29 protein-coding genes, 1 tRNA gene and 1 pseudogene are annotated in these 25,562 nt (G+C 36.3%); 13 read left to right on the top strand and 18 right to left on the bottom strand.

The genetic code is table 11. From position 1 onward, the window contains the following. Positions 1 to 97: 97 nt before the first annotated feature. The 6 genes from PCI70_RS09140 to PCI70_RS09115 all read left to right on the top strand — a co-directional run bounded on the left by PCI70_RS09140 (position 98) and on the right by PCI70_RS09115 (position 4,847). Positions 98 to 1,036: a diacylglycerol/lipid kinase family protein gene (locus tag PCI70_RS09140; protein WP_269915033.1), complete on the top strand. Its 939-nt coding sequence runs from the start codon at positions 98 to 100 to the stop codon at positions 1,034 to 1,036. Then, positions 1,017 to 1,790: a metallophosphoesterase family protein gene (locus tag PCI70_RS09135; protein WP_269915032.1), complete on the top strand. Its 774-nt coding sequence runs from the start codon at positions 1,017 to 1,019 to the stop codon at positions 1,788 to 1,790. The genes PCI70_RS09140 and PCI70_RS09135 overlap by 20 nt, the downstream gene beginning before the upstream one ends. 146 nt (positions 1,791 to 1,936) lie before the next feature. Further along, the gene (locus PCI70_RS09130; protein WP_269915031.1) at positions 1,937 to 2,227 is read left to right on the top strand and encodes a co-chaperone GroES; all 291 of its coding nucleotides are present in this window, start codon (positions 1,937 to 1,939) and stop codon (positions 2,225 to 2,227) included. A 47-nt stretch (positions 2,228 to 2,274) separates the two neighbouring features. Beyond that, positions 2,275 to 3,915 (top strand): chaperonin GroEL, encoded by a 1,641-nt coding sequence (gene groL, locus PCI70_RS09125; RefSeq protein WP_269915030.1) that lies wholly within the window; start codon positions 2,275 to 2,277, stop codon positions 3,913 to 3,915. Between the two features lie 381 nt (positions 3,916 to 4,296). Next, the gene (locus PCI70_RS09120) at positions 4,297 to 4,446 is read left to right on the top strand and encodes a hypothetical protein (RefSeq protein ID WP_269915029.1); all 150 of its coding nucleotides are present in this window, start codon (positions 4,297 to 4,299) and stop codon (positions 4,444 to 4,446) included. Positions 4,447 to 4,454: 8 nt separating this feature from the next. Continuing rightward, positions 4,455 to 4,847 carry a hypothetical protein gene (locus PCI70_RS09115; RefSeq protein WP_269915028.1) on the top strand — a complete coding sequence of 131 codons (393 nt, stop codon included), beginning with the start codon at positions 4,455 to 4,457 and terminating at the stop codon, positions 4,845 to 4,847. 141 nt (positions 4,848 to 4,988) lie between these two features. Here the strand turns inward: PCI70_RS09115 and PCI70_RS09110 are convergent, their stop codons facing one another. Next, complete coding sequence (locus PCI70_RS09110) at positions 4,989 to 5,348, bottom strand: hypothetical protein (protein ID WP_269915027.1); 360 nt, start codon at positions 5,346 to 5,348, stop codon at positions 4,989 to 4,991. Continuing rightward, positions 5,345 to 5,881, bottom strand: coding sequence for a hypothetical protein (locus tag PCI70_RS09105; RefSeq protein ID WP_269915026.1), 537 nt, complete (start codon positions 5,879 to 5,881; stop codon positions 5,345 to 5,347). The genes PCI70_RS09110 and PCI70_RS09105 overlap by 4 nt, the downstream gene beginning before the upstream one ends. Positions 5,882 to 6,014: 133 nt before the next feature. On the opposite strand from PCI70_RS09105, the gene PCI70_RS12185 reads away from it, so the two are divergent. After that, a complete protein-coding gene (locus PCI70_RS12185) occupies positions 6,015 to 6,173 on the top strand; it encodes a hypothetical protein (protein WP_442865193.1) in 159 nt (52 codons plus the stop codon). Between the two features lie 33 nt (positions 6,174 to 6,206). Further along, positions 6,207 to 6,284, top strand: coding sequence for a hypothetical protein (locus PCI70_RS12180; RefSeq protein WP_442865200.1), 78 nt, complete (start codon positions 6,207 to 6,209; stop codon positions 6,282 to 6,284). A gap of 81 nt (positions 6,285 to 6,365) precedes the next feature. Here the strand turns inward: PCI70_RS12180 and PCI70_RS12175 are convergent, their stop codons facing one another. From PCI70_RS12175 to PCI70_RS09080, 5 genes are all read right to left on the bottom strand, one after another. Beyond that, on the bottom strand, positions 6,366 to 6,695 hold the full coding sequence (locus PCI70_RS12175; protein ID WP_442865199.1) for a phage integrase central domain-containing protein: 330 nt from the start codon (positions 6,693 to 6,695) through the stop codon (positions 6,366 to 6,368). Between the two features lie 617 nt (positions 6,696 to 7,312). Next, entirely contained in the window at positions 7,313 to 8,218 is a 906-nt protein-coding gene (htpX, locus tag PCI70_RS09095) for a protease HtpX (RefSeq protein ID WP_269915025.1), read from the bottom strand. A 93-nt stretch (positions 8,219 to 8,311) separates the two neighbouring features. After that, the gene (locus PCI70_RS09090) at positions 8,312 to 9,097 is read right to left on the bottom strand and encodes a lytic transglycosylase domain-containing protein (RefSeq protein WP_269915024.1); all 786 of its coding nucleotides are present in this window, start codon (positions 9,095 to 9,097) and stop codon (positions 8,312 to 8,314) included. Positions 9,098 to 9,187: 90 nt separating this feature from the next. Continuing rightward, positions 9,188 to 9,580, bottom strand: a complete 393-nt coding sequence (locus tag PCI70_RS09085) for a SemiSWEET family sugar transporter (protein WP_269915023.1) — start codon at positions 9,578 to 9,580, stop codon at positions 9,188 to 9,190. Positions 9,581 to 9,590: 10 nt separating this feature from the next. After that, complete coding sequence (locus PCI70_RS09080; RefSeq protein ID WP_269915022.1) at positions 9,591 to 10,970, bottom strand: mannitol dehydrogenase family protein; 1,380 nt, start codon at positions 10,968 to 10,970, stop codon at positions 9,591 to 9,593. A gap of 632 nt (positions 10,971 to 11,602) precedes the next feature. On the opposite strand from PCI70_RS09080, the gene ttcA reads away from it, so the two are divergent. Next, complete coding sequence (ttcA, locus tag PCI70_RS09075) at positions 11,603 to 12,508, top strand: tRNA 2-thiocytidine(32) synthetase TtcA (RefSeq protein ID WP_269915021.1); 906 nt, start codon at positions 11,603 to 11,605, stop codon at positions 12,506 to 12,508. Between the two features lie 174 nt (positions 12,509 to 12,682). After that, positions 12,683 to 13,069: an SCP2 sterol-binding domain-containing protein gene (locus PCI70_RS09070; protein WP_269915020.1), complete on the top strand. Its 387-nt coding sequence runs from the start codon at positions 12,683 to 12,685 to the stop codon at positions 13,067 to 13,069. A 26-nt stretch (positions 13,070 to 13,095) separates the two neighbouring features. On the opposite strand, the gene PCI70_RS09065 is transcribed toward PCI70_RS09070, so the two are convergent. Then, positions 13,096 to 14,220, bottom strand: coding sequence for a transglycosylase SLT domain-containing protein (locus PCI70_RS09065; RefSeq protein ID WP_269915019.1), 1,125 nt, complete (start codon positions 14,218 to 14,220; stop codon positions 13,096 to 13,098). Between the two features lie 235 nt (positions 14,221 to 14,455). Continuing rightward, positions 14,456 to 14,929: a transcription elongation factor GreB gene (gene greB / locus PCI70_RS09060; protein ID WP_269915018.1), complete on the bottom strand. Its 474-nt coding sequence runs from the start codon at positions 14,927 to 14,929 to the stop codon at positions 14,456 to 14,458. A gap of 148 nt (positions 14,930 to 15,077) precedes the next feature. Between greB and PCI70_RS09055 the strand changes: the two genes are divergently transcribed. Next, a tRNA-Ser gene (locus PCI70_RS09055) sits at positions 15,078 to 15,168 on the top strand. Positions 15,169 to 15,204: 36 nt separating this feature from the next. Here PCI70_RS09055 and PCI70_RS09050 read toward each other — a convergent pair. From PCI70_RS09050 to PCI70_RS09040, 3 genes are all read right to left on the bottom strand, one after another. Continuing rightward, complete coding sequence (locus tag PCI70_RS09050; protein ID WP_269915017.1) at positions 15,205 to 15,762, bottom strand: recombinase family protein; 558 nt, start codon at positions 15,760 to 15,762, stop codon at positions 15,205 to 15,207. 50 nt (positions 15,763 to 15,812) lie between these two features. Continuing rightward, on the bottom strand, positions 15,813 to 16,493 hold the full coding sequence (locus tag PCI70_RS09045) for a pirin family protein (protein ID WP_269915016.1): 681 nt from the start codon (positions 16,491 to 16,493) through the stop codon (positions 15,813 to 15,815). A gap of 129 nt (positions 16,494 to 16,622) precedes the next feature. Further along, positions 16,623 to 17,771 carry an aldose epimerase family protein gene (locus PCI70_RS09040; RefSeq protein WP_269915015.1) on the bottom strand — a complete coding sequence of 383 codons (1,149 nt, stop codon included), beginning with the start codon at positions 17,769 to 17,771 and terminating at the stop codon, positions 16,623 to 16,625. 145 nt (positions 17,772 to 17,916) lie between these two features. Here PCI70_RS09040 and solA point away from each other — a divergent pair. After that, positions 17,917 to 19,053, top strand: a pseudogene (gene solA, locus PCI70_RS09035) (N-methyl-L-tryptophan oxidase). A gap of 3 nt (positions 19,054 to 19,056) precedes the next feature. On the opposite strand, the gene purB reads toward solA, so the two are convergent. From purB to PCI70_RS09005, 6 genes are all read right to left on the bottom strand, one after another. Continuing rightward, positions 19,057 to 20,445 carry an adenylosuccinate lyase gene (gene purB, locus PCI70_RS09030; RefSeq protein WP_269915014.1) on the bottom strand — a complete coding sequence of 463 codons (1,389 nt, stop codon included), beginning with the start codon at positions 20,443 to 20,445 and terminating at the stop codon, positions 19,057 to 19,059. A 45-nt stretch (positions 20,446 to 20,490) separates the two neighbouring features. Beyond that, positions 20,491 to 21,228, bottom strand: a complete 738-nt coding sequence (gene hflD, locus PCI70_RS09025) for a high frequency lysogenization protein HflD (RefSeq protein ID WP_269915013.1) — start codon at positions 21,226 to 21,228, stop codon at positions 20,491 to 20,493. A 17-nt stretch (positions 21,229 to 21,245) separates the two neighbouring features. Next, complete coding sequence (gene mnmA / locus PCI70_RS09020; protein ID WP_269915012.1) at positions 21,246 to 22,370, bottom strand: tRNA 2-thiouridine(34) synthase MnmA; 1,125 nt, start codon at positions 22,368 to 22,370, stop codon at positions 21,246 to 21,248. 4 nt (positions 22,371 to 22,374) lie between these two features. Then, a complete protein-coding gene (locus PCI70_RS09015; protein WP_269915011.1) occupies positions 22,375 to 22,854 on the bottom strand; it encodes an NUDIX hydrolase in 480 nt (159 codons plus the stop codon). 66 nt (positions 22,855 to 22,920) lie between these two features. Next, the gene (gene dacC, locus PCI70_RS09010) at positions 22,921 to 24,069 is read right to left on the bottom strand and encodes a D-alanyl-D-alanine carboxypeptidase PBP5/6 (RefSeq protein WP_269915010.1); all 1,149 of its coding nucleotides are present in this window, start codon (positions 24,067 to 24,069) and stop codon (positions 22,921 to 22,923) included. A gap of 93 nt (positions 24,070 to 24,162) precedes the next feature. After that, complete coding sequence (locus PCI70_RS09005; RefSeq protein WP_269915009.1) at positions 24,163 to 24,549, bottom strand: MCR_0457 family protein; 387 nt, start codon at positions 24,547 to 24,549, stop codon at positions 24,163 to 24,165. Positions 24,550 to 24,721: 172 nt separating this feature from the next. Here PCI70_RS09005 and surE point away from each other — a divergent pair, with 172 nt between their 5' ends. Continuing rightward, positions 24,722 to 25,489: a 5'/3'-nucleotidase SurE gene (surE, locus tag PCI70_RS09000; RefSeq protein ID WP_269915008.1), complete on the top strand. Its 768-nt coding sequence runs from the start codon at positions 24,722 to 24,724 to the stop codon at positions 25,487 to 25,489. The last annotated feature ends 73 nt before the right edge of the window (positions 25,490 to 25,562 follow it).

Raw genomic sequence — 25,562 nt, 5'->3', positions numbered from 1 at the left:
AGCTTGTAGAGTACGTACAACTTATCTAAAAATATCTTGTACATTTATTTTTTTTATTCACAATAGAGCCGTGCAGTTACTGGTTTTTTTGGAAAAAATGCAAACACTTAAGCCACTTTCAATTATTTATAATCAAAAGTCAGGGTTTCATGCTACTCATAAAGAGGATTGGTATGAGCAAATTATGACAATATTTACAGCACATGGATTTGAAATACAGGTATTTGAACTTTCAGAGAAACAGCCTTTAGCTGAAGTAATGAAGGATGTGATAGTGCGTCATCAACAACATCAAGATATTGGGATTGTGGTGAGTGCAGGGGGAGATGGAACGCTTAATGGTATTGCACAGCACTTATTAGGCACTCATATTCCTTTAGGTGTATTGCCTTTAGGTACATTTAATTATGTAGCACGGTTATTAAAAATTCCTTTGGATCTGTTACAAGCAGCTGAAGCCATTGCAACAGGTAAAAAACGTACGTTACATGTTGCTAAGGTCAACGAGTTTATTTATCTCAACAATGCAAGTTTAGGATTATATCCTTTATTTATTCAAAAAAGAGAGCAATACAATAAGCAGTTAGGGCGTTTCCAATTACATGCTTATACGTCTGCTTTGGAAGTGTTATTAAGGCACTATCAGGAACTTAAGTTAGAAATAGAAATAGATGGGCATCATCATCCCGTATCCACACCACTTTTATTCTTTGGAAATAATCAGCTTCAATTAAAAGAAATGAAGTTACGCATTTCTAAAGCTGTAAAAGCAGGTAAAATTGGAGGAGTAATGGTGGCTAAAACCAATCAATGGTCATTAATCAAACTATTAGTTCAATTGATTAAAGGGAAAATAGAGCAAGCGCCAGAAGTATACAGTTTTAGTGCTGATCAAGTCGTGGTAAAAACTTGTAAAGGACAAACAATACATCTTGCAATTGATGGTGAGCTTGTGCAGACACGTTCTCCACTTCACTTTTCTGTTGAAAAAAATGCATTAACAATGATGGTGCCTCATGCTATTACATCTGTCTGATTTACACTTTGGAACACATAAAGAAAATTGTATTACGGCAATTCAAAAGTTTTGTCGAGAGAATAAGGTTGAGGCAGTTGTAGTAAGTGGGGATTTAACCCAAAGAGCGCGTTTTAAGGAATTTTTTCATTGTAAACTGTTTTTGGAAAGCCTCAACTTACCTTATTTAGTTGTGCCAGGAAATCATGATATTCCGCTTTATCATGTGTGGCGCCGTATGTTTAGTCCTTTTGTGCGTTATCAAAATTTTTTTGGTAAACCAGAAGAAGTACTGGAAACGCAAAATTTTTATATTATTGGCGTGAACAGTATTCATCGCAGACATCATACCAAAGGGCGTTTATCTAAAGAACAAATCAATGATATTGCGCAGAAGATAGAGCAAGCACCTAAGAACAAAATTAAATTAGTAGTGATTCATCAACCTTTTTATGCATCTGCCGATGCTAAACATGATATGAAAGATTGCCCTACATTAGCGAAAACTGCACTTCAAATATGGGGACAACATGGATTGTTTGGTTTGTTGCATGGACATCTACATCAAAATGCAGTGTACGATTTAAATAAAATTTATGATTTAGCACTTGATGCACCTGTATACGATATTCATGCAGGTACCTCTACGTCTTATCGTTTACATGATCAAGAACCGAATAGTTTTAACGTATTGTTTGCAGATAAAAAAATTTCACATTTTGAATTTAATGAAGATTTACAAGAGTTTGAGCAAAAGGAGATTTTTTTTGGATAAAAAAACATCAAAAAAGATATTTTTTCGTTGTGTAGCTCTTGAACCAAAAAATTAAGCCCCCAAAAAATAGTAGAAATTTAAATTTGTACTGATAGTGAACTCTAAAAACAATCACTATGAGTCATTGGAATCTGATGGAGTTTAAGATGAGCAATATTCGTCCGTTACATGATCGCGTTGTAATTCGTCGTGTTGAAGAAGAAACAAAAACAGCGGGTGGTATTTTATTACCAGGTTCTGCAACAGAAAAACCATCTCAAGGTGAAGTGATTGCAGTAGGTAATGGTCAAATTACAGACAATGGCGTTCGTGCTTTAGACGTTAAAGTAGGTGATAAAGTTTTATTTGGTACTTATGCAGGCACAACTGTAAAAGTAAACGGTGAAGAACTTCTAATTATGAAAGAGTCAGATCTTTTAGCTGTATTAGAAGGCTAATCATTTTCTTTGTTTATTATCAGATCAAGTAAAAATTGGAGTAACGCATGTCAGCGAAAGACGTAAAATTTGGTGATTCAGCTCGTTCAAAAATGATTGCAGGTGTAAATGTACTTGCAGACGCTGTAAAAGTAACGTTAGGTCCTAAAGGTCGTAATGTTGTGATTGATCGTTCTTTTGGTGCACCACATATCACTAAAGATGGTGTAACAGTTGCAAAAGAAATATCATTAAAAGATAAGTTTGAGAACATGGGTGCACAACTTGTGCGTGAAGTGTCTTCAAAAACAAATGACATTGCAGGTGATGGTACAACAACAGCAACTGTTCTTGCTCAAGCAATTTTAAACGAAGGTATCAAGTCTGTGACTGCGGGTATGAACCCAATGGACTTAAAGCGCGGTATTGATATTGCGGTAAAACAAGTTGTAAAAAGTATTCGCGAAACAGCACAACCTGCAAATGATTTTAAAGCGATTGAGCAAGTAGGTTCGATCTCTGCAAACTCTGACCATACTGTGGGTAAACTGATTGCCCAAGCGATGGAAAAAGTAGGCAAAGAAGGTGTTATTACGGTTGAAGAAGGCTCAGGCTTTGAAGATGCATTAGACGTTGTAGAGGGTATGCAGTTTGACCGTGGTTATATCAGCCCGTACTTTGCAAATAAGCAAGAAACATTGACTGCTGAACTAGAAAATCCATACATTCTTTTAGTAGATAAAAAAGTAAGTAATATTCGTGAGTTAATCACAACTTTAGAAGCTGTTGCTAAAACAGGTAAACCGCTTTTAATTATTGCTGAAGATGTAGAAGGCGAAGCACTTGCAACACTTGTTGTAAATAACATGCGTGGCATTATTAAAGTATGTGCAGTAAAAGCACCAGGCTTTGGTGACCGCCGTAAAGCAATGTTACAAGACATCGCAATTTTAACAGGTGCTACTGTTATTTCTGAAGAAGTAGGCATGTCTTTAGAACATGCTTCTTTAGAAGATTTAGGTACAGCACATAAAGTGACTGTTTCTAAAGAAAATACAGTAATTGTTGATGGTGCAGGTAATGCAGCTGCAATCTCTGAGCGTGTTCAACAAATTCGTGCACAAATTGAAGAGTCATCTTCTGATTACGACCGTGAAAAACTACAAGAGCGTGTTGCAAAACTTGCTGGTGGTGTTGCCGTAATCAAAATTGGTGCAGCAACCGAAGTTGAAATGAAAGAGAAAAAAGACCGTGTTGATGATGCGTTACATGCAACACGCGCCGCTGTAGAAGAAGGTGTAGTTGCAGGTGGTGGTGTTGCACTTGTACGTGCTGTAAATGCACTTGATGGTGTTAAAGGCGAAAATGAAGATCAGACAGTAGGGATCAACATTTTACGTCGTGCAATTGAAGCACCACTTCGTCAAATTGTTGCAAACTCTGGTGATGAACCGTCGGTTGTAATTAATGCTGTAAAACAAGGTACAGGTAACTATGGCTATAACGCAGCAACAGGCGAATATGGCGATATGTTAGAAATGGGTATTCTTGATCCTGCAAAAGTAACACGTTCTGCACTTGAACATGCTGCATCTGTAGCAGGTTTAATGCTAACAACAGAAGCAATGATTACAGATATTCCTGAAGATAAACCAGCTGCTGGTGCACCTGATATGGGTGGCATGGGCGGTATGGGTGGAATGATGTAATCCATCTATTTAATAGATAAATTTATGTTTTAGCATTGTGAATAAGTCATAATTTATAAAACAATAAAAAGCCCCTTAATTGGGGCTTTTTTATAATTAACTAGCTAGATTGAGATCAGATGTACTATAAGCTAGTACATAAATATTTAACCAATAGCTTTTTCGTCCATCTTTTTATGGTTTATTAATACGCTGATCTTTTATACGTTCATATAGTTCTTGGCGTGAAATATTCAACCTACACCAATGCTTGATGGTAAACGCCGTCAAGAGGAAGAAACACGTAAATTTCAGATGATTGATGTCAGGCCTTCTTCTAATAACGCATCTTCACCACAACGAGCTAATAAACCTAGTTTTGCTATGTAAGATGTAAAACAAGTGGTTGGGCAAGCTCAAACATTAGTGGTTGGTTTAGCTAAAACTATGAAAAGTAATGTGAAAGAGGGGACAAGTATTGGTAATGAAGCTCAAATGATTGCTTCTACTTTGAAAAAATTTGATATTACACGCAATATACTCGAAGTATGATTATTAAAATGAAAGAGAAAATGAAAAAAAGTATTGCTTTTGCTGGTATTTTTGCTTGCTGTTTTACTCATGGAATTGATTATAAGTTAGCATTAAAAGATAAAAAACTAGTGATGTTTGGTGCAGAGTGTGCAGGTATTTCACTAAAAAAAGATGCTGGTTTATCTAGTGAGATGGGGAGTTCAGCAGAATCATGTCCAGTTGATTTAAAAACACGTGTTAAATGGCTAAATACAGATACATTTATGTTAGTTGAAAAAAATAAACTAAATGAAACTAGCCCACCGCGAGTTTATATTTATCAAGTAATATCTATTGTAGGTAATAAGGTTGTTCTTCATGATTTTTGGACAGGATGGAATGATTACCAGGATGAGAAAATTTCTTATACTATTAAATAAATACTATAATACTGTGCAACCTGAGTAAGAAACTGAATTTATATAAGATATTAAAATTAAATTACTAATCCCGTAAAACATCAGCAAGAAAACAACCTAAGAATGGCAGTACATAATGCTTGTAGTATACTGCCTTAATATTTAAGGTTGTACAGGATCTATAGAGCCACCTATTTTAAAATCGTGTTCTTTAACCCATCCTTCTGTAGTATTTCCATCTGTTGCAACGTACATAACATACATCCATGTTTGACCTTCATTTTTAAAAGTTTGATATGCAATTACTGAATCTTTAGAAATAATAAAAAGGTTTTTTATTAAACATTGTTGGGATGGGGCTGAATGAAAGTATGTTCTAAAGCCTTTTTGGCCTTTAACGTAAAAAATATATTTAGTTCCGTATTGCACACTATTAGTATCAGCAATATGAGCTAAGCTATTACAATCAGCCCAAATAGTTGAGCTAAATAAGCATAGAAAAATTAAAGTTAACTTTTTCATTCTGATTTATTCCGTAGAGTTGTTTTAATGCTCAGAGTATCATTTTGGCTTTGACTATCAGCAATGCTTTTTTGACTTTGCTTTTCTTGTTCTAAGCGTTTGTAGTCTTCTGCCGTAGGTGTATAGGCATGTGCATTTTGCTCAGCTTGAGTAGGAAAATCCTCTTGCTTGGGTAGTTGTGGTTCGGGTATTGGTGTTGGCTCTACAGTTTGAGTTGGTGTAATAGTTTCATTGCTTAAAGGTTTTAGCTCTTGATCTGCTACAGATGGCTGTTTTTCAATAGTAGGGCTGGGCGAGCTTTGGTGACTTGTACGCCCAAACATAAAAACGATTACTATAAAAATTGCAGCTCCACCTAACAAAGCCAAAATAAGGGTTGAAAGAAATCCTCTTTTTTTCTTTGGATTTGATAAGGTAACAGAAAATTGACGACCACAGTTATTACAAGTATGGGATTCTTGAAATAAATTTGATTTTTGCTGACTATATCTAGTCTGTGTACTCCCACAGAACGGACAATTTGGACGATACATTTATATGACCACTAAAATTCCTTTTGATGATTAGATAAAATACAATATTTACTTTTAAAAAGTAACCATATCGAAGATTTACCCAATTACATTCCGCTCTCACGCCGGTTTTGTTATGCCTTGAGGAAAATGAATGACAATATCATCTGTGCTTAGCGGTGCACCTAATACCGCTATGGCATCACCTATTACCCCAAAAGTAGAATCTTTATTGTTGGCAGGTAAGAGTCGAACCATCATGGGGCTATTTTCTGATGTCACGATTGAAGAAAAACATAAAGATGAGCTTTAGATTACAGAGCATCCTACGGAGATAGGAAGTCCAATGTCTGATCATGCCTACAAAATACCGCCTGAGGTAAGTATGACGCTAGCTTGGTCTGAAAGCGGGTTTGGTAGATAACACGCCTTTATCAGGCACCACAGGTCTAGTGGCTTTTTATGAGGTATTACAACAATTACAAGATAGTAAATTCCTTTAACTTTAACCTCGCGGCGCATAAGTTGGATCTATTTCTATACGGCTTGTCATAATGGCATATTGTGTAATTTCAGCCATAATCTGACGAATTAGGTTTCCTTTATTTGCACCAGTACCACGCCTGGTCTTTTTAATACGTTTAATTGCATTATCTAGAACAGTTCTAATGTACAGGACTGTAATATCCTTAATTGGTAGTTTCGCCAAAACAGGGTAGATGTCTTTATTTAAATAGCAATTTCTGAAATCCAACCATTCTGCAGACTTAACAGGTTTTTTAAAGTTTATAAATTCTTCTGCAACAAATTGGAAAGTTTCTTGGTTAGATTTAATAGTTAAAATTTTTTCATTCTTTTATGTTCAGATGGATCTATGCCTTTTTTTAATAATTTACGATATTGCTTGGTTTGTCACGGGCAAGAGCTACACTTTAAGCATTTTGGCTTTGTTTAAGAAACGGTATCTGTATTGCCATATTTGTTTACCAGTAGGTCTAATTTCAAAACATAAACCTGAATGATTAGTTACATGCTAAATTTTTCCTTTGGGCTTTAACTTATTAATTTTAAATTAATTTAGTGTTTTTTGAGTAAGATAAATTAAAAATAGAGCTTACGCACAATCTTACTCACATTTTGTTATAATGTCATTAGATACTAGATTACATTAGGCGACATTAAAGTCCTGAATGATGTAATCCATCTATTTAATAGATAAATTTATGTTTTATCATTGTGAGTAAGTCATAATTTATAAAACAATAAAAAGCCCCTTAATTGGGTTTTTTTTATATTGCGTCTAAAAAAATTAAGTTTTATTTAAGCTTGTTTTACTATTCTAACAGCATAGGAATTCTGCTGTAGTTTCCTATTTTTGAGTCATACTCCTACTGACAGAGTATGGCTTTTTTTTTGCCTAAAAATAAAGCCTCTATTTAGAGGCTTTATTGATTAAGGGCAGTTAAGTTGCTGTAAAGCAGCTACACGCTCTTCAATAGAAGGATGTGTTTGAAATAAGGCTGCAAGACTAAAGCCCTGTTCGCGACCCTCAGTAATTGCAAGGGCTTTCATTTCTTTTGGCATTTGATCCGGCATTTCAGTTTCTGCTTGTAAGCGCAGTAAAGCAGAAATCATAGCTTGTTTACCCGCTAAACGTGCGCCTGCTTCATCTGCACGATATTCACGATAGCGTGAAAACCACATTACAATAGCAGATGCAAGGAAGCCAAACACAATATCAAGTACCATCGTAATTGCAATATATGCAAATCCTGGTGCCTCACCATCTTCACGACCAAATACATTACGGTCAATGGTGTCGCCTACAACGCGTGCAAAAAACATAACAAAGGCATTCACAACACCTTGAATGAGCGATAATGTGACCATGTCACCATTAGCAACGTGCCCAATTTCGTGAGCAAGTACAGCGCGTAATTCATCTTGATTCATGCGCTCTAAAAGTCCACTTGAAACAGAGACTAAAGCATCATTTTTATTCCAACCTGTGGCAAAGGCATTTGACTGATAAGAAGGAAAAATACCAACTTCAGGCATATTAATACCTGCACGTTGAGATAAATCTGCAACCGTTTGCAATAACCAAACCTCAGCTTGGTTGCGCGGTGCATTTGGATCAATCAGTTCTGTGCCTGTGGTTTTTAATGCCATCCATTTAGACATGAATAACGAAATTAAAGAACCCACCATACCAAAAACAAAACAGATGACCATTAGGTTAGATAGGTTTAAACCACCGTGGCTATGGTAACTACCAACACCTAATACTGACAAAATAAGACCAGCGACAACCAGTACCGCGAGGTTGGTAAGCAAAAACAAACCAATCCGCATCATTGAGTAAATCCTCTTATAATTAAAAAATATAACTTATCAAAAGCTATAAGGCTTAATATGCGGTGAGAAATTGTAAAATTCAAGATGTAATGCTTAGTTTCTTACGGAAATATCTGTAAAGGTGCCGTCGGCAAGCTGAATGATTTCGCGTGCTTTTGTTTTAGTCGAGGTTTGTGTTTTCACAGAAAGCGTAGAGGTAGGAGCTTGAGCAGATTTTGTGATAATTTGTGTGTTTGAGAGTGTCGTACTGCCAAGAATAAGTCCATTATTGTATAAGTTAGAATAACGACTCATCACACGGTGTACATAATCCTGTGTTTCTTTAAAAGGCGGAATACCACCATATTTTTGTACATTACCTTCACCTGCATTGTAGGCTGCAAGAGCAAGGCTCATATTGCCTTTAAAACGTTTTAGTAAAAAACTTAAATATTTGGCACCACCATGAATATTTTGTTGGGGATCAAAAGAATTAAATACATTAAAACGTTTAGCAGTTGCAGGCATAAGTTGCATTAAACCTTGTGCACCTACAGGTGATCGCGCACTTGTATTAAATCCAGATTCGGTATGCATAACTGCTTTAATTAAGCCTTCGGCAAGTCCGTGTTGTTGCGCGGCATCTTTAATAATTGCATCAAAGGCATTTTTATTTCGACTATAACTTGGCAGTACAGCAGATTCTGATTTACCCCAGTTTTGGTAACGGTGCATGTTGCTATCTGCATAATACGTTACATTAACTTTCGTGTATTGTGTACCATTCATTTTACGATCGGTAAGTAAAATACCACCATCGGCATCTTTATAGGTGTATGTTGTACCTGCCCATGTAAAAACAGGCAACAAGAGTATAAAGCCTACAGCCTTTTTTATCATAAGGACGAATAATTAATAAACAAAAGTATAGGCTTTTTAGCAATTCAAGTTTTAAAATGCAAGCAAAGTTTAGGTAAAAATGTAACTTATTCAGCTAAACTGTTTTTTTGAAATAGATCTTACGGCTTTAACCTTCTTTTGTTTAATAGGTCGCTCGTTGTAAAGTTTTAAACCAATAACAACAATTGCTAAGACAGCAGTTAAACCATTTGCTGTCATGACAGGAATATCGTGCATCTGATAGCCATAAAATGTCCAGCTTGTTACGCCAAAAAATAACGCAGCATACATACCAAGAGATACACCTGTTGTATCACGTTTTCGGATCATATGAACAACTTGTAAAAAGAATGAACCTGTTGTGACCCATGCTGCCAATGCACCTAATGCAACTGGGTATTGATAAAGTATGGCAACAGAAATACAAACGGCAATAACAGTTCCAATCACAATATAGATATCTTTTAAATAGTTTTTGTTCATTTTTAATTCCTCATTCTTTTAGATCTTTAATAGTCTGCTCAAGTGAGTCACAAAATTTTTGACAGTCACAAAGTGAGCCAAACAGAATTTTTGATGTTGCAAATGCATGAATTGGATTTGAAGCCGAAAAGATTTCTTTTACATTAAGTTGAGATAGGGCACAGTCCTCATATTCAAATGGAAGTTGATTTTGGTTATATTTTTTAAGGAAGAAAAAATATAACCCTGCAAGTTTAAGACTGCTTGTTGGCATTTTATTTTGTTCAAAGCAATCTTTTAGGGTGGGTACAATAAAACCACTTAACTTTGCAATACTATCTGAAGAAATACGAGCGACAGTATCTTTAACATAAGGGTTTTTAAAGCGATTTAATATGGTATTACACTCTGATACGGTGTCTATATTGATACCATGTTGTTGAAGTGCAAAACCAACATCATTTTGTGCATAATTTTTAATAATTGAAACAATATGAGTGCTTAATGTTTCATTGATATAAGTTTTGTTATTAAGTGCCCCTGCCCAAGCTAACCCACTATGACTGGCATTTAAAAGACGAATTTTTGCTTCTTCATAAGGTGCTACATCATCAACAAATTCCACACCTACTTGCTCTAATAGTGGGCGCTCAGTAATAAAACTATCTTGAATAACCCAACGTGTAAACTTTTCACAGCTAAGTGGTACATCATCTTTAATATTCTTTTGAGCTATACGCTTAAAAATACTCTCTTCAAATTTAGGCGTAATCCGATCGACCATACTATTAGGTGCGCAAACGTGATGTTTTACCCATTGCTTTAATTCAGGGAAATTTTTGGCATCAATGAAGTCATTTAAACCCTGTAAGAAGCTCTCACCGTTGTTTCTCAAATTATCACAGCATAATAAGCTAATAGCACCACTATTGTTATACATTCGTCCAAGAAGTATTTGGGTAATTGTACCGTAGAGCGTTTGCATTTCGCCTTCATTATTGAGATCAGACACAACACATGGATGTTCTAAATCAAGTCTGCCGTCATCTGTTAAAAAATAACCACCTTCTGTCACAGTAAAAGAAATAATTTTTGTTTCTTTAGCTACACCAACTTTTATTGTAGAGGCAAGTCCAACATCCCATAAAATGATATCGTTTAGTGCAGTGATTTTTTTATATTCAAAATCACCTTCTGGTGAAATAATTTCAAGTGTGTAATCACCTTGTTGAGCTTGTAATGCCTGTAATGTTTGTTGTGAAGCACTGTTTCTTAGGTTAGCTAGATGTATTTTCCAATTGTGTGCGTTAAGTTCATTTAAATAGTAGGCTTGATGTGCGCGAAAAAAAGCGCTTGCGCCTAAATGGAGCCAAGAGTTTATTGAAATAGTTTCACTTTCATGTGTGCTCAAAATCGTTCCTTCCTTCGTAGAGGATTTTTTGATCATCTTTTTACATTAGCATCAAGTAGATGAAATTAAAAATTTTTTGCATAAAAATTAGACAGTTTGAAAGTTAAAAGAAACAAAAACAATAAAATTTTGACCTATAAAACATGAATGAAATTCATGCTAAAAATAAAGGTAATTATTTGATTTTGAGATAATATTTAGTAGAGATAAATAAAGGATAAATTCTGTAACAAATTTATCAAATAAATATGGGTATTTTTTAGCAAATTGTATGCCTGATCTAGCAGTCTTACCATAAAAAAGCAAGGTTTAAGTGTTGCTATTGTCAACAAAAAAACAATTATTTTTAATTTCTTTATTTTCTTGACTTATTTAAGTTGTTGATTTTTATGAAAAATAAAATTGATTAAAAAGTGATCAATTTGAATGAAGCCCTTGTCAAATGGTTGTCATATTTTGTCAAGAGGGAAGAAGTCCACAGTTTTATCCACAGGTTTTGTGGAAAACTAAAAAATAAGCTCTTTTTAACGAGTTTTGTCAAAAATAATAAATTTAAAGCGATAAAATCTGGGTGCGTAACGAGGCTGAATCATATAAAATTGCCCAAAATTTTTAAAGGGTTTATCTCGTTTATGTTCTCTCCAATTGAGTCCAGTCAAGGCTTTAATTTTAAACCTGAACTCCCAACCAGTTCGGCTTACTATCGTTTATTAAAAAAACTACGCCGTCAGGTAGGTCATGCGATTCGTGATTATAAAATGATCGAAGAGGGTGATAAAGTGATGGTCTGTATTTCTGGAGGAAAGGACAGCTATACTTTACTTGATATTCTTTTACAATTTAAACGTATTGCACCCATCAATTTTGATGTTGTAGCAGTAAATTTAGACCAAAAACAACCTGGCTTTCCTGAAGATGTGTTACCACGTTATTTAGAAGAAAATAATATTCCGTATTACATATTAGAAAAAGATACATATAGCATTACTAAACGTTTAACACCAGAAGGTAAAACGTATTGTGCGGTATGTTCTCGTTTACGTCGTGGTTCGTTGTATGGTTTTGCACAAGAGATTGGTGCAACTAAAGTCGCGTTGGGTCATCACCGTGATGATATTATTGCCACATTCTTTTTAAACTTATTTCATGGCGGTAGTTTAAAGGCGATGCCACCTAAACTATTATCATCGGATAAGAAAAATATTTTGATTCGTCCGTTGGCATATGTAGAAGAAAAAGACATTATTAAATATGCAGAAATGCGTAAGTTTCCAATCATTCCATGTAATTTATGTGGTTCGCAAGAAAATTTACAACGTGCAATGTTAAATAATATGCTTCGTGAGTGGGATCAACAGTATCCAAAGCGTTTACATAGTATTTTTGGTGCATTACAAAATGTATCGCCTTCACAACTTGCAGACCGTGATTTATTTGATTTTGAAAAATTGGATGAAGAGCGTGAATTTGATCTTAAAGATCCTGAGGAAATGAAAAATCGTTTGGATGTTGTGAATCTAAGTTTTGCAGCAGAATAAGGTTGTTATTAAGGCACTCAGAATATTCTGAGTGCTTTTTTTATGTTTTCTGCACAATAATAGAGCATACACTAATAAAAATTATTTTTATAAAACAGAACATGGTATAAAAGGCAAAAGCATATTGGTGATTATTTATTTTTCATCAACATTATTTGAATTAGAGGAAAAAAAATGCCTGCATTTTTAACAGAAGAGTGGTTTTCTAAAGTAGATGAGCTGACTGCACAAGCAGGAGATTTGAATTTACCTCCTGCACTCGCAAATTTAACAATTAACTTAATTGTGTCAGATAGTGCTTCGGAAAATACTGCACTTTCATTGGCAGGTGGCAAAATTAAAAAAGGTTTAGCTGATAGCGCAAAAACGACTTTGCGTATGGACGCAGAAACGTTACGTAAAGTTTTTTTAGAATTTGATATGACCGCTGCAATGCAAGCATTCATGACAGGTAAAATTAAGGTTGAAGGCGATATGCTTCAGCTAATGGCATTGCAAACTGCAAAACCAAGTTCTGAACAAAAGGCACTATATAAAGAAGTGTTACAACAGACGGCATAAAAAAAGGCGAACATAGTTCGCCTTTTTTATACATTAATGGTGTTGGTATGATTAGCTTGAATATGCTCTAAATAAGCACGAATACGTGTCACATATTGCAATGCTTGTTTATATTTAGAGTTAGTGACCTGATGACGTTGTAAATAAGCATATACATTGAGCCAATCATTTGGATCCTTTCCTTTTTTCGCAATTTGTTTTTGAATACCTGCAAGCGCACCAGGACCCATATTATATGCTACTAGTGCATACCAATTACGATCAGGAAAAGGAATCTCTTGGTATTGCCCTAACAGTTGGTCATAGTACTTAGCACCGCCTTGAATACTTTGTTTAGGGTCATCCCGATTTTGGATACCCATTGCCTTTGCAGTAGTATTGGTTAGCATCATTAAACCCCGCACACCAGTAGGTGAAACCGAGTTTGGCTTAAGATAAGATTCTTGATAGCCCATAGCAGCTAGCATTTGCCAATCTAAATTATATTTTTGAGCAACTTGCTTAAAGCTTGCTCTATAAACTGGCATACGCTTTTTGAGGTCTTGCTCTACAATATCCCAACCATTGTCATCAACAGCATTACGTGTGTAAAACGAAGCTAAATGATCCATAGAGCCATCTGTTTTGGCATTACAAATAAAGCCACTGGCAGTTTGAGCAAGTGGATCATCTGCATTTTTAACAACCAAATTAATATTGGTATCTAGACCATTTTTTTGTAATGCATTAAAATTACCACACGTAGCAGAGAAAAAATTGAGTTGTTTATCTTCAATTTTTTCCATTGATGCATTGGTTAATGCAAGGTTAGCTTTGCCCTGTGACACAAGATTAAGTGCTGTGTTGTTATCAGGAACAACTTTAAAATCTAACTCAACATTGAGATTTTTAGCATAGTTACGCATGAGGTCGTAACCAAAACCATGTAAATTTTGACCGCTGTTGAATACATTGGTCGGTGTTTTAACTGCAACAACGGTTAGCTTTTTTTGCTCCGTCACGTTGCTATATTGTGTGGTTGCTGGATCTTTTGCATTAATAGCGTTTAGTGGAAGAAAGGGAAGAAGTGCAAGTGCAAATGTAGATGTACGAACAGTAAAAGCGTGATTGAGGCGCGAGCGCCTTGTAACTTGCGATGAGTTGCCGTGCATATTGACTCCGCGACAGACAATAACTACCCAAAAAGTAAAAGACAAACGAAATCTTTACCTGTTTAGTTGGCTAAAAATATGAGGGGGCAGTCATGGTGTCATTTAAAATGACAAGGTTTAAAGGAGAACCTATACGAGATGTCAAGCACATCCTAAAAAGGTATAGGTGAAAAAATAATCAAAAAATAAACATGGTCGCGAATATTATAGCGATCAAAATAAAAAGTCAACTTTTTTACTCAGGATAAGAAATTCGATTGATGTACCAAATTTTATTACCTTGAGGTGTAAAAACAGTAATTTCATCGTTTACAGACTTACCTAAACAGCTTTTTGCCATAGGGGATTGCAATGAAATATAGTTTTTTTGTCCATAAATTTCTTCATCTCCTACAATTCTAAAATATATAGTCTTCCCATCATCATTTTCGAGTTCTACCCACGCACCAAAATAAACCTTGCCTTCTTGTTGGACATGGTAATCAACACGTTGTGCTACTTCAAAAAGTTTGGTTAAGAAACGGATTCTGCGGTCAATCTCTCTGAGTTTACGTTTATTATAGTGATAATCTGCATTTTCAGACCGATCACCTAAACTTGCTGCCCATGTGACAATTTTAGTGATTTCAGGGCGTTCTTTACGTACTAAATCATTTAGTTCATTTTGTAGGCGTTGATAGCCTTGAGCAGTGAGTAATTTACGAGCCACAAGTTATTCCTAATAAAGTACGAATTTTATTTAAAAAAGGTTTTGATCTTAAACAAGATGAGTTTTGCTTTAAATTTAAGCATTTAAAACATTTGTTTAGAAAAAGTATTTGCCAAAAGAAAAAAATCTTTATATGATGGTCGGCATTGGAAGCGTGGCAGAGCGGTTTAATGCACCGGTCTTGAAAACCGACGTGGGTTAATAGCCCACCGTGAGTTCGAATCTCACCGCTTCCGCCAAATTTTTAAAAGCCCTAACATATGTTAGGGCTTTTTTTATTTCAAGTATTTGTAAACCGTTTGGCGGGTAATACCAAAGGCTTTACCTAATGCAGCCTTAGAAGTGTATTCTTTATTCTGCCATGCCAAATTGAGCGCTTCCGCTTGATCTTTTTTAAGCGCTTTAGCACGCCCTTTGTATTTACCTTTTGCTGCTGCAAGTCGAATACCTTCTCGCTGTCTTTCTAAAATTAAAGACCGTTCGAATTCTGCAAATGCACCCATTAACTGCAACATTAGGTTGTCCATGGCAGTTGATTGTGCTGTAAAAGTGATACGTTCTTTTAAAAACTCAATGGCAATGCCTTTTTGAATAAGATCATCTACAATACCCACTAAATCTTTTAAACTGCGCGCTAAACGATCCATCGAGTGAACGACAATTACATCGCCTTCTCGCACATAGTTCATCATATTTTTAAATTCTGGGCGTTCTATATTTTTGCCAGAAGCATAATCAATAAAGCATTTATCATAGGTTATGCCATCAAGTTGTCGTTCAATATTTTGATCGACTGTACTTACTCGAATATAACCAACACGTTGTCCTGTCATAGCTGTCTAAGTATTATGTCTAATATAAGACTATAATATCAGAATGACATTTAATTGTGCACTAAATCAAACCAAAGTAAGTGACTATCTTCAAGTGACTGTACCTGTGTTAATTTTGAAACTTCAAACGCATCACCTGTATGCAGTATTTCGCCATCTACTGAGATTTTTCCTGTAATGATATGCACATAGCTTAAACCATGTGTGGCATCAATCATGGTCAATTGATTTTGTGTTAAAAAATTTACGCGGATGGTTGCATCTTGGCGAATTTCCATAGGGGCTTGAAGCCCTATAATAAGATGCCATTGGTTAGGTAATTGTTTTGCATTGAGCTGAATTTGCTGATAGTTAGGTTTAGCATTGCTAACATTAGGATGTAGCCAAATTTGTAGCAAATGAACAGGCTGATCTGTATGGTTCACTTCGCTATGTTGAACCCCTGAACCTGCGCTCATGAGTTGCCATTCGCCTGCTTGAATTATGCCGTGGTTACCCATACTGTCTTGATGAGTAAGTTGACCCTCCAAGACATAAGTCAGAATTTCCATATTTTTATGTGGATGTGTACCAAATCCTTGATGAGGTGCAATCGTATCTTCATTAATTACTCGTAAGCTACTGACACCGAGTAAAGAAGGATCATACCATTGTCCAAATGAAAAACTGTGATAGCTATCCAACCATGAGGTTTGGACATGTCCGCGATTAAGATGGTGATATATTTTCATACTATTTCTCCTTTTTATTAAATTATCATGCTGTATTTTTTATTAAACTGAATTTTTAGAAGTATTTGTTTTATTTATAGGACAATAAAATCATAAAAAAAGATGCACATGATGTGCATCTTTAATCAATTATTTTTGAATACCAAACTTTAAAACTGTTTTGCTATCAAATGTTTGATTTGGGTCTAAACGGGTAGAAGGGAAAGCTTCTTTATTTGGACTATCAGGGAAATGTTGTGTTTCAAGCGCTAAAGCATCTGCTTGACGGTAAAGCGTACCATCTCTGCCCATTACGTTACCATGTAAGTGGTTCGCTGTATAAAACTGGATACTCGGCTCTGTGGTTGCAATTTCTAAAGTACGTTTTGATTTAGGATCGACTACGCGTGCAGCAGGTTGTAGTGCTGTTTTACCTTTATTAATGACCCAAGTTTGATCGTAACCGTAACCATATGCGAGTTGTTGATTTGCTTGACGAATGTCTTTTGCAACAACTTTTGGTTGAGTAAAGTCAAATGGTGTGCCTTTTACAGGTACAATTTCACCTGTCGGTAAAGAGTTGCTATCCGTTACAAGAAAACGATCTGCATTTAACCAAATCTGTTGGTCTAACACACCATATGGGCTGTTTTTTACACCTGCTAAATTGAAGTAGCTATGGTTAGTAAAGTTTACAACAGTTGGTTTATCTGTTTTAGCTTTATATTGAATTGTAAATTCATTGCTATCTGATAGGCTATAAATCACCTCTACAGCTAAGTTTCCTGGAAAGCCTTGGTCGCCATCTGGACTGTTTAGTGTTAAAGATGCTGTTACTGTAGAACCTTTGCTCACAATAGGTTTTACTGCCCAAATACGTTTGTCATAACCTGGGTTGCCACTGTGTAGTGTATTGGGTCCATTATTTTTTTCTAAATTATAGGTTTGTCCATCAAGTGTGAATTGTCCGTTACCAATGCGGTTAGCAAAGCGTCCAATAAGCGAACCAAAATGAATGCCTTCTTTAGTGTCTGTGATTTCGTAACCTTTTAAATCATCAAAACCGAGTACAATATTTTCTTTATTACCTTTTGCGTCAGGTGTAATAATTTTTGTAATAACACCACCAAAACTAATAAAAGAAACAGATACACCGTTCTTATTGGTCATGGTATAGATATCAACTGCTTTACCATCTTGTGTTGTACCATAAGGCTGGCTAGTTAAGTTTGCAGCGTTCGCTGTAATAGATGTTACAAGACCAATTGCGCTTGAGAGAAGAATGTTCCGTAATTTCATTAAATTATCCTTTTTTCTGTGATGCATTATTTGCATTGCACACTTGTGCTTTTTACTGACAGCAAATAATGTAGGCGCATTCTAGCAATTTGCATAAAAAGCGAAAGCTCACTTTGTTTTAAAAATAGACATTTGGTAAGGGTAAATGAAGATATACGATGTTGCAGTGATTGGTTGTGGTTCGGTTGGTTCAGCCGTAGGTTATTATGCTTCTTTATCGGGTGCTTCTGTGATTGAGTTTGATCGTGATTTGCCACCGCATCAACAAGGTACACATCATGGTGAAACACGAATTATTAGACATGCTTATGCAGAGGTCGAAAAATATGTACCTCTATTGCTTAAAGCACAAACGTTATGGAATGAATTGGCACAGCTGACAAACTTACCCATCTTTTCTCAATGTGGCATGGTCAACATTGCGCCTAAGCACTCTGTTTTCTTAAAAAATGTTTTAAAATCTGCATAAACATACAATTTAGAAACTGTGTTCTACACAGCGCAAGAACTAAAAAAACGTTGGCAAGCATGGCAATTTGATGAAGATTATGCGGCAGTATTTGAACCCCAAGCAGGGTACTTATACTCTGAAAATATTGTAAAAACTTATATTGAACAAGCAAAAGAACATAATGTAGAGCAGATATTTAATTGTGAGGTACAACGTATTGAACAAATTAAATTGGGCGTTAAAATTACTACTCAAAACCAAACCTATTATGCAAAACAGGTTGTTGTTTGTGCAGGAACATGGGTCAAACAACTGTTACCAACATTACCTATACAACCTGTTCGTAAGGTATTTGAGTGGTTTGAAATAAAAAATTCTATATTGCAAGAAAAAAACGGATTTCCTGCATTTGCTATACAGTTGAAAGATCATTCAACCTATTATGGTTTTCCTGCAAATCACAAAACGATCAAAATAGGACGTCATGATGGTGGTGAGCCAATACAAACATCTGATGAGCAGTTCGCTTATTCACAGTCTGATGCCCAACCGGTTACACCGCTTTTGAAACAGCATTTATTAGGTGTTGGTCAATGCCATTACGGTGCATCTTGTTCTTATGATATGTCGCCTGATGAAGATTTTATTATTGATTGGATTGGGCAAAATATTCAAGTTATAACAGGTTTAAGTGGACATGGATTTAAGTTTGTCAGTGTTTTAGGATGGTTGCTAGCTGAGCGCGCATTAGGAAAAGAAGTTGAATTTGATTTGTCATTATTTGCTTTAGATCGGTTTAATCGGCAAGGTGACGAATCACCTTGCCAATAAAATTTAAATTTTTGAAATTAAATCTTTAATTTGTTGTGCTTGTTCAGTTGCATTACCTGTATAAGTTGCAGGTGTAAGGACTGCTAAGCGCTCACGGTCTTGTGCAGGAACTTGGGCAAGTTCATCGCCATTGACAAAATTGACCATCATATCGCGAGTCATTGCTTGACCACGAGTTAAGGCTTTTAATTTTTCGTAAGGTTTTTCGATGTTGTAACGACGCATAACGGTTTGGATTGGCTCTGCAAGCACTTCTTGTGCTTGGTTTAAGTCTTCTGCTAAACGATTCGCATTTAACTCTAATTTACCAATTCCTTTTAAGCATGCATCAAAGGCAATTAAACTCTGTGCAAAACCAACACCCATATTACGTAATACAGTGGAGTCGGTCAGGTCACGTTGCCAACGAGAAACAGGAAGTTTTTCACCTAAATGTGCAAGTACAGCATTTGCAATGCCTAAGTTACCTTCTGAGTTTTCAAAATCAATCGGGTTTACTTTATGTGGCATGGTTGATGAACCAACTTCACCATCTTTAAGTTTTTGTTTGAAATAACCTAAAGAAATATAACCCCATACATCGCGGTTAAAGTCGACTAAAATGGTATTAAAACGACGTAAAGCATCAAATAATTCTGCCATGTAGTCGTGCGGTTCAATTTGTGTTGTATATGGATTAAACGCTAATCCTAAAGATTCAACAAAATTTTGTGCATGTTCTGCCCAATTAATGTTTGGGTAAGCAGAAAGGTGAGCGTTGTAGTTACCCACAGCACCATTAATTTTACCTAACAATTCAACTTGTTTAAATTGCTTGATTTGACGTGCTAAACGATAAGCTACGTTTGCCATTTCTTTACCCAAGGTGGTTGGGCTTGCAGTTTGACCGTGCGTACGAGAGAGCATTGGTTGTTCTGCATGTTGTTCTGCTAAATGTGCAATAGCATCAACCAATTGTTGCATAGATTGTACAAGCACATCACGACCTTGTTTTAGCATTAAAGCATGCGATAAGTTGTTGATGTCTTCTGATGTACATGCAAAGTGAATAAATTCACCTGAATTTTCTAGCTCAGCAATTGGGGCAATTTTTTCTTTTAAAAAATATTCAACGGCTTTTACATCGTGATTGGTTGTGCGTTCAATTTCTTTAATACGCAGGGCATCTTCTTCAGAAAATTGAGAGATAATCTCATCAAGTGCTTGATTGGTTGCTTGGCTAAAATCTGCAACTTCTGTAATTTGAGGATGTTTAGCAAGTGCTTGCAACCAACGAACTTCCACTGTTACGCGTGCATGAATTAAACCAAACTCAGATAAGTAGGGACGTAGCGCATCACACTTATTGGCATAGCGTCCATCAAGTGGTGAAAGTGCAGTTAAACTGTTCATAAAATTTCCTTAGATTTGGTGTAAAACACCTGAACAAAATTACGCTTAATTTTCAAGTAAACGATATTGCATATGCGCAATGGTTTGAACGTCTTGTAAAATTTTGCGTTTCCCAAAAATCAGTTGCATTGAACGACCGCCAAGTTGTCGCCACAAATGTGCCATTTGCAATCCTGTAAATAGCGAAGCACGAATACGGTTGGTATGGTTGGCATCTTTAAAGGCTTGGCTGTTGCCTCTAATTAAAATACGTGGCTGAATTTGCCCTGCTGTTTCTACATAGGTTTGTGCCAAATTGGCAATTAAACTTGGGTGTAGATAATCTTGATCAAAAAAAGAGAGTTGTTTAAGCATTTTTTGCTGTGTTTGTTCAATTTTTTCTACAAATTCAGGATTGCTATATACTTTTTTTTCTAATTGTAAGAGTGACATCGCATAGGTCATAGGGAGTTTGGCTTGAGCAAGTTTTGGAATTTTACCTTTAGGTAAGCTACTAAAGGGTTGTTGAATACTCTGCTCTAAGACCTGTAAGCCTAAAGATAAATCAGTAAGTTGTCTAAAAAATTGTAGCGTTTGTACATGATTATTTTGGCTTGGTCGAATGTTTAAACTGGCTTTAATAAGTTGCTCAAAATAAAAGTTGCCACTTTCACCTACACTTTGTAGTCCTGTCATTGCAGTCATATGTGTTACTTGTGCTGCTTCAAAGACACCTGCTAATGCAAGTGCCCTGTTTTGACGAACGGTTAAGTGTTGAGGCTGTTGAAAGGGTAGATCAACCATGCCTAACGATTCCTTTTTTATATAAAACTTGGGGTAGGTGCATCGGTATGATGTATAACACCACCACCTAGGCACGTTTCGCCTTGATAAAATACAACACTTTGTCCTGGCGTAACAGCACGTTGTGCATCATCGAATACCACTTTTACACCATTTTCGTGATTAAATACAGTACAAGCTTGATCTGGCTGACGATAACGTGTTTTTGCAGTGCAACGTAATCCTTCTTCTGGAATCGCTTGTTCACCTGCAACCCAATCAATGGCTTGGCTCCAAAGTGTGGTACTTTGCATAAGTGGGTTTTCATGTCCTTGACCAACCACTAAGCGATTTCCTTCTAAATCTTTATATAAGACAAACCATGCACCTTCTTGTGCCTGTTTTAAACCACCCAAGCCAATCCCACCACGTTGTCCAAGTGTGTAGTACATTAAACCATGATGTTCGCCAACTTCTTCGCCTGTTTCTAGTACAATTTTACCCGGTTGAGCAGGTAAATACTGTTTTAAGAAGTCGTTAAAACGACGCTCACCAATAAAGCAAATACCTGTTGAATCTTTCTTTTTGGCAGTTGCAAGGTCTAGTTCGGCTGCAATACGACGTACTTCTGGTTTTTCAATTTCACCAACAGGGAATAAGGTGCGATTAATTTCGCGCCCATGAACGGCATGTAAAAAATAGCTTTGATCTTTATTTTGATCTGCACCACGTAACAACGGAGCGTATTCTTCGCCCTTACTGTTAGTTTGTGTTTCGCCACGGCGAGTGTAATGACCGGTTGCAATAAAGTCTGCACCAAGGGTGAGGGCATGGTCTAAGAATGCTCTAAATTTAATTTCTTTATTGCATAAAATATCGGGGTTTGGTGTGCGTCCCGCTGCATACTCAGCTAAGAAATGTTCAAAAACACGATCCCAATATTCCATTGCAAAATTAGCAGTATGTAATTTAATCCCTAATTTATCAGCAACTGCCTGTGCATCTGCAAGGTCCTCTAATGCGGTGCAATATTCTGTACCGTCATCTTCTTCCCAATTTTTCATGAAAAGCCCTTCAACTTGATAACCTTGTTGAAGTAACAGTGCAGCAGAAACAGAAGAATCTACACCACCAGACATACCGACGATGACACGTTGTTGCATAGGGTTAAGTATCCAAATTTAATTGAGGAGAATGATGCTCGTAAATGAGAGACAGGGGAAATTTTTGACCTGCTTGAGCATCTTGCATTGCTTTTATGACCAATGGGCTACGCGCGCGTGCCGTATATTGTAACTCATCAAGTGTCATCCATGTTGTTGCCAAAATATCTGGGTCCAACGTTGCATTTGGATGTGCTTGTACAATATGGGCAGAAAAACAAAAGCGGAAAAAAGTACGGTCTGGGCACATAGGTGGGGTATAGGTATATACCCCAATTAAATGATCAATCTCGACATCATGTCCTGTTTCTTCACGCGTTTCACGGATAGCCGCTTCTATGAGCGTTTCGCCGTATTCTACGTGACCTGCAGGTTGATTAAACACAGTATGAACCATTTGTGAGGTATGTTCTTCAACCAACAAATAGCGCCCGTCTTGTTCAATCACTGTGGCAACAGTGACAGGTGTTGTCCATGCTGTCATTTTATTGCACCATGACCTAAAAACCGTATTTTACGAAATTTAAGTCAAGGATGCTATGCGTTTTACTTAAAATAAGTTGCTAAAAAATTGTTTTACATGGTCAAGCATACGTGAAAAGAAACCAGCTTCTTCAACTGCTTGTAATGCAACCACAGGTTTTTCAGCAATCACTTTACCATCTAAAGAGGCAACAAGTTTCCCAATCACTTGTCCTTTTTGAAGAGGTGCATTAATTTCTGGAGAACCTTGAAGTTCGGTTTTAATGTTACTTGCTTGTCCTTTTTGCATCGTCACATTGAAGTCTTCGGTTAAACCGGCAGGGACTTCGTTCTGTGTTCCAAACCAAACCTTAACATTTTTAAGTGGTGCATTAGCAGGTTTTACTTTTACGGTTTCGTAGTTTGCATAACCCCATGCCAACAAGCTACGTGTTTGAGATGCACGTTCGTTGATGCTAGGTGTACCAAAGATGACAGTAATCAAACGCATTGGACCGCGTTTACTTGATGTTGTTAAGCAGTAACCTGCTTCATTGGTATGACCTGTTTTTAAGCCATCTACACTTGGATCTGTATATAACAGTGGGTTGCGGTTACCTTGTTTAATGTTATTAAAGGTAAATTCTTTTTCTGAATAAATTGGGTAGTATTTTGCACTGTCATGAATAATATGTTGTGCAAGTACAGCCATATCTTTTGCAGATGAATAGTGACCATCAGCAGGTAAACCCGTTGAGTTCACAAAGTGGGTATTCGTTAACCCTAATCTTTGTGCCTCTTGGTTCATCATTTGGGCAAAGGTACCCTCATTACCTGCCACATATTCTGCCATTGCCTTAGACGCATCATTACCCGATTGAATAATAATTCCGCGAAGCATTTCTAAAACGGTTGCTGTTCCGTTTAATGGTACATACATACAAGATTCTGTACGGCTGCCACGACACCAAGCGTCTTCGTTCATACGAACTTTTTCGCCTTCGGTGATTTGTCCTTTTAATAGTTTTTGTTCGACAATGTAACTCGTCATCATCTTCGTCATAGATGCTGGTGCAAGTTTTTCATTTTCGTTTTTTGCTGCAAGGATTTGACCCGTTTCGTAATCCATCAACACATATGATTTATTATTTAAATCTGGTGGTGAAGATAGAACAGTTGCTGCATAGCTAAATGATGGTAATAAAAGAAGGGCAGCAAAGGTACTTTTTCTGCTCATGTTTGAACATTCCAATGTTAGGGGTCAGACGAAGTTTATCATTGTAGGATAAAGCCAAACGGACTGCTATATGGCAATCCGTTTTATTGTTACTTATTTGATGGTGGTGATCTCTTTACAGATATCTTTATTTTGGGCATCACCTGCTTTTTTCGCATCTTGGCGTGCTTCAACTAAATATTTTTTAAAGCTTTTTTGTTTTGAACGTTGATTCAGTGCATCTACAGGATTGCTTTCTTCGGGTAGATACTCTTTAACAAGTTTAGCATAGCCTGCCTGATAGTCATCATTTGCCATGCCGTAACTTGGGCATACTTCAGACAGAACATAAATTGCTGCAAGTTCTTCAGGTGTTGTGCCTTTATTGTCAGGTGTGACATCAATATTTTCTGACTGAGGTGCCGCATGTAAAATTGGACTAGAAAAACATGCTGTAGCTAAAACAGCACATGCCATTTTTTTAATTAAACTCTTTTTCATAACAACAAAATTAATATGTGTGATATTAGGAGCTTAAAAGGATTTACACTATAAAAAAAGAGAGAACTGTATTAAAGCTGTATCATTTTACTGCCTAAAAATAAAATTATGCGTACTCAAACAGCTTTTTTATGCTTAAAATAACCTAAGAAATGACAATAAACATGATGATATGAACATTTTAATTTCCAATGATGATGGTGTTTTAGCACCTGGCATACAGGCATTGGCACAAGCTCTACAGCCTTTGGGACGTATTGTGATTGTTGCCCCTGAAACGGAAAGAAGTGGTTATTCAAGTGCACTTACGTTGGATCGCCCCCTAAGACCTGTAGAAATTCAACCCAATATTTGGGCAGTCAATGGCACCCCTGCTGATTGTGTTTATTTATCAATGAATGGTTTGTTTGATTTTGAGTTTGATCTGGTTGTAAGTGGTATTAACAACGGGGCAAACTTGGGTGATGATATTTTGTATTCAGGGACTGTAGGTGCAGCGTTTGAAGGGCGTTTAATGAAACATCCTGCTATTGCAGTGTCTTTGGTTGGGCATCATATGGCAAAAGAAGATTATACGCTTGCTGCTCAATGGGTATATGAATTTATCCAAAACGGTTTACCTCAGTTACCCGAGCGTCATATTTTAAATATTAATATCCCTGATGTGACCCAACTTAAAGGCGCTTTAGTGACTTATCAAGGATTACGCAGCCAAGCAAAACCAATAAGTAGTCATGTCGATCCGCGAGGTCGTCAAGTGTATTGGATTGGGCTATCAGGTGAGGCAGTTGCAGAACCTCATAAAGATGAATCGGGTTTACAATCGGACTTTTATGCGATTAATCATGATTATGTGAGTATTACCCCAATTCAAATGGATGCAACTAACTACCAAGTTTTAAAACAGTTAGATGATGCATTAAAAAATACAGTGTTATAAGTTTGTGAAAAATAATTTAGATTTCGATTGTTTAAAGCAAGTTTTGTTAATCTTAGAGTTTAAAATTGGAGAA

The organism is Acinetobacter sp. HY1485 (assembly GCF_027568475.1).
Taxonomy (GTDB): domain Bacteria; phylum Pseudomonadota; class Gammaproteobacteria; order Pseudomonadales; family Moraxellaceae; genus Acinetobacter.
This window is presented reverse-complemented; position numbering and strand designations above follow the sequence as displayed.

What these genes read in the sequence shown, in the direction of transcription:
- PCI70_RS09090 (WP_269915024.1), bottom strand. Translation starts at nt 9,097, where the DNA reads ATGATAAAAAAGGCTGTAGGCTTTATACTCTTGTTGCCTGTTTTTACA.
- purB (WP_269915014.1), bottom strand. Translation starts at nt 20,445, where the DNA reads ATGAACAGTTTAACTGCACTTTCACCACTTGATGGACGCTATGCCAAT.
- PCI70_RS09015 (WP_269915011.1), bottom strand. Translation starts at nt 22,854, where the DNA reads ATGACAGCATGGACAACACCTGTCACTGTTGCCACAGTGATTGAACAA.
- PCI70_RS09135 (WP_269915032.1), top strand. Translation starts at nt 1,017, where the DNA reads ATGCTATTACATCTGTCTGATTTACACTTTGGAACACATAAAGAAAAT.
- PCI70_RS09065 (WP_269915019.1), bottom strand. Translation starts at nt 14,220, where the DNA reads ATGCACGGCAACTCATCGCAAGTTACAAGGCGCTCGCGCCTCAATCAC.
- htpX (WP_269915025.1), bottom strand. Translation starts at nt 8,218, where the DNA reads ATGATGCGGATTGGTTTGTTTTTGCTTACCAACCTCGCGGTACTGGTT.
- PCI70_RS09070 (WP_269915020.1), top strand. Translation starts at nt 12,683, where the DNA reads ATGCCTGCATTTTTAACAGAAGAGTGGTTTTCTAAAGTAGATGAGCTG.
- PCI70_RS09050 (WP_269915017.1), bottom strand. Translation starts at nt 15,762, where the DNA reads ATGACAGGACAACGTGTTGGTTATATTCGAGTAAGTACAGTCGATCAA.
- surE (WP_269915008.1), top strand. Translation starts at nt 24,722, where the DNA reads ATGAACATTTTAATTTCCAATGATGATGGTGTTTTAGCACCTGGCATA.
- PCI70_RS09040 (WP_269915015.1), bottom strand. Translation starts at nt 17,771, where the DNA reads ATGAAATTACGGAACATTCTTCTCTCAAGCGCAATTGGTCTTGTAACA.
- hflD (WP_269915013.1), bottom strand. Translation starts at nt 21,228, where the DNA reads ATGGTTGATCTACCCTTTCAACAGCCTCAACACTTAACCGTTCGTCAA.
- PCI70_RS09085 (WP_269915023.1), bottom strand. Translation starts at nt 9,580, where the DNA reads ATGAACAAAAACTATTTAAAAGATATCTATATTGTGATTGGAACTGTT.
- dacC (WP_269915010.1), bottom strand. Translation starts at nt 24,069, where the DNA reads ATGAGCAGAAAAAGTACCTTTGCTGCCCTTCTTTTATTACCATCATTT.
- PCI70_RS09130 (WP_269915031.1), top strand. Translation starts at nt 1,937, where the DNA reads ATGAGCAATATTCGTCCGTTACATGATCGCGTTGTAATTCGTCGTGTT.
- PCI70_RS09045 (WP_269915016.1), bottom strand. Translation starts at nt 16,493, where the DNA reads ATGAAAATATATCACCATCTTAATCGCGGACATGTCCAAACCTCATGG.
- PCI70_RS12185 (WP_442865193.1), top strand. Translation starts at nt 6,015, where the DNA reads ATGACAATATCATCTGTGCTTAGCGGTGCACCTAATACCGCTATGGCA.
- PCI70_RS09115 (WP_269915028.1), top strand. Translation starts at nt 4,455, where the DNA reads ATGAAAGAGAAAATGAAAAAAAGTATTGCTTTTGCTGGTATTTTTGCT.
- PCI70_RS09105 (WP_269915026.1), bottom strand. Translation starts at nt 5,881, where the DNA reads ATGTATCGTCCAAATTGTCCGTTCTGTGGGAGTACACAGACTAGATAT.
- PCI70_RS09110 (WP_269915027.1), bottom strand. Translation starts at nt 5,348, where the DNA reads ATGAAAAAGTTAACTTTAATTTTTCTATGCTTATTTAGCTCAACTATT.
- mnmA (WP_269915012.1), bottom strand. Translation starts at nt 22,370, where the DNA reads ATGCAACAACGTGTCATCGTCGGTATGTCTGGTGGTGTAGATTCTTCT.
- PCI70_RS12180 (WP_442865200.1), top strand. Translation starts at nt 6,207, where the DNA reads ATGTCTGATCATGCCTACAAAATACCGCCTGAGGTAAGTATGACGCTA.
- ttcA (WP_269915021.1), top strand. Translation starts at nt 11,603, where the DNA reads ATGTTCTCTCCAATTGAGTCCAGTCAAGGCTTTAATTTTAAACCTGAA.
- PCI70_RS09005 (WP_269915009.1), bottom strand. Translation starts at nt 24,549, where the DNA reads ATGAAAAAGAGTTTAATTAAAAAAATGGCATGTGCTGTTTTAGCTACA.
- groL (WP_269915030.1), top strand. Translation starts at nt 2,275, where the DNA reads ATGTCAGCGAAAGACGTAAAATTTGGTGATTCAGCTCGTTCAAAAATG.
- PCI70_RS09140 (WP_269915033.1), top strand. Translation starts at nt 98, where the DNA reads ATGCAAACACTTAAGCCACTTTCAATTATTTATAATCAAAAGTCAGGG.